Annotated in this window: 3 protein-coding genes; 2 read left to right on the top strand and 1 reads right to left on the bottom strand. The window is 71.3% G+C overall.

Annotated elements, in window-relative coordinates; all coding sequences use genetic code 11:
* Window positions 1-137: 137 nt before the first annotated feature.
* Window positions 138-389, bottom strand: a complete 252-nt coding sequence (locus tag ABD194_RS18885; RefSeq protein WP_343994352.1) for a cell division protein CrgA — start codon at window positions 387-389, stop codon at window positions 138-140.
* Window positions 390-747: 358 nt separating this feature from the next.
* Here ABD194_RS18885 and ABD194_RS18880 point away from each other — a divergent pair, with 358 nt between their 5' ends.
* Both ABD194_RS18880 and ABD194_RS18875 read left to right on the top strand, forming a co-directional pair.
* Window positions 748-1,518 carry a helix-turn-helix transcriptional regulator gene (locus ABD194_RS18880; protein ID WP_343994350.1) on the top strand — a complete coding sequence of 257 codons (771 nt, stop codon included), beginning with the start codon at window positions 748-750 and terminating at the stop codon, window positions 1,516-1,518.
* Between the two features lie 85 nt (window positions 1,519-1,603).
* Window positions 1,604-2,224: DUF881 domain-containing protein (locus ABD194_RS18875; protein ID WP_343994348.1), on the top strand; the 621-nt coding region annotated here is incomplete at its 3' end.

Here is a 2,224-nt window from a genome sequence, read left to right as displayed (position 1 = left end):
GGGGATGGGACCGTGCGCACTTGTGCACCGAGGTTGTCCACAGCTGTGGACGGGAAAGCAGAACGCCGGCCGTCCACAGCGTGTGGACGGCCGGCGTCGGGAGCCTTGTGGGCCAGAGCGGTGCGGCGGGGCGCTGCTCAGCGCCAGCGCATCGTCATGATGAAGCCGCCCATGAGCAGCACGAAGCCGATCCCGAGGTTCCAGACCCCGATCGAGCCGATGGGGTACTTGTACTCGCTCACGTAGTAGACGACGATCCACAGCAGCCCGAGCACGAGCAGCGTGATGAAGACGGGCGCCCACCAGGTGGGGTTGGGCTCTGCGGCCTTGCTGGTGCGCGGGGGCGTGTAGGCGCTCGCCTTGTGGTCGCGGCCTTTGGACTCGGGCACTGCGGTTCTCCTTGCTCTGAGTTGAGGCAAGGGTAACCAATGCGGACCGCGCCGTCCCCGTGGCGAGCACGGGCCGCAGGTGCGTCGACGCGCAGAGTCGGCGATGCCCCTCGAGCAACTGCTCGAGGGGCATCGCGACGGGTGGCCCGTGCTGCCGGCGACAGGCACCGGATGCGCCCCCTGTCAGCGCCCGGTGCCTCATCGGCTACCCCGCACGGCGACCGCCCCGACCATGTCACCCCGCACCCGCCGGTGTCGCCTTCCGAGGTGCACGGTTGCATGAACGTGCAACCGCGGCAGTTGACGTGCGCCGCAGACCCGGCATGCTGTCACCCGACGGGCACACACAGGGGGCGACGTGACGACAGGGCTGCGCGACGACGACCATCCCGCGGAGGGGGTCGGCCTGGCGGCCGCCGCGGTGGAACTGACCAGGCGGGTCAACGACCTGACTCTGGCGTGGCTGGCGCGCGAGCCCAGCCCCGGGTTCCGCCTGCTCGGCTCGGGCATCGAGGACATCGAGCGCAACCTCGCCGCAGCGGTGGAGCCCGCGACGCGTCGCTCGGTCTGGTCGCTGCAGCCGGTCATCACCTTCGACCCGCGCAACCACATGCGATCGGCCGACGCGAGGTCCCGGGAACGGGGTCTGGACATGCGCATGGTGACCACGGAGCGCACGCTCCTGCACCACCCCCTGATCTCCTCCGAGTACCCCATGGCGCGCGTCGGGCCGGCGCAGTTCCAGTGCATCCTCGTCGACGAGGCCGCGGCGGTCGTCGCCGGACCCAACGACGAGCGCGGCTTCCAGACAGCCTGGCTGGCCACGCGCTCGGACGTCGTGACGCGGGTGGCCTCACTCTGGCACGAGACCTGGGCGCGGTCCCGCCCCGTGCTCCCGCCGGGGGCGACCCCGCCCTTCACGCCTCGTCAGTGTCTGGTCGCCCGCCGCCTCATGGTCGGGACGAAGGACGCCGCCATCGCGCGAGAGCTCGGCGTCTCCCTCCGCACCGTTGCGGCAGACATCGCCCACCTCGTGCACGAGCTCGGCGTGAGCAACCGTGCAGCCGCGGTGCTCGCCCTGCGAGGTGGCATCTCCACGGGTGCCCAGCCGGGAGCCGCGCCTGCGTGAGCGGCTCACCTCTCGACCGGCCGTTCGGCCCGACGAGGCACAATGGGGGCGGCGCGGACCGTCCGTGCGAGCGAGGACACCCGTGATGAACGACGTCGAGCCGCCCCAGCAACTCGAGGCGCCTCCCTCACCCCGGCCACGGCGTCGCGTCACGTGGCGCCTGCTCGTGCCCGTCGTCACGGCCGCCGCCGGAGCCATGTTTGCGATGAGCTTCAGCGCGGCCCAGGGCCGAGACCTGCGTGCCGACCGTGACCTCCCGCAGTTGATCATGGATGCCGACTCCCGGGTCGCCGGCAAGGCCAGCCGGCTCGACGCGCTGCAGAAGGAGGTCGAGGAGCTGTCGAAGGCGAACGCGCCCACCGACCAGCACCTCTCAAGCCTGACGAGGGCCGCCGACGAGCTGGCCCCCACCGCGGCCACCACCAAGGTGCGCGGGCCGGCGCTCGAGGTCACGCTCGATGACGCGAAGCGCTCCGCCGACTCCCTGCCTCAGGGCTTCACCGCCGACGACATCGTCGTGCACCAGCAGGACGTCCAGGCGGTCGTCAACGCGCTGTGGGCCTCGGGAGCCGAGGCCATGATGATCCAGGACCAACGCGTCATCTCCACGAGCGCGGTGCGCTGCGTCGGCAACACCCTCATCCTGCAGGGCCGGGTCTACTCCCCGCCGTACCGCATCACCGCGATGGGCGATGTCGACCGCCTT

Source organism: Terrabacter terrae (genome assembly GCF_039529575.1).
GTDB classification, from domain to species: Bacteria; Actinomycetota; Actinomycetes; order Actinomycetales; family Dermatophilaceae; genus Terrabacter; species Terrabacter terrae.
This window is presented reverse-complemented; position numbering and strand designations above follow the sequence as displayed.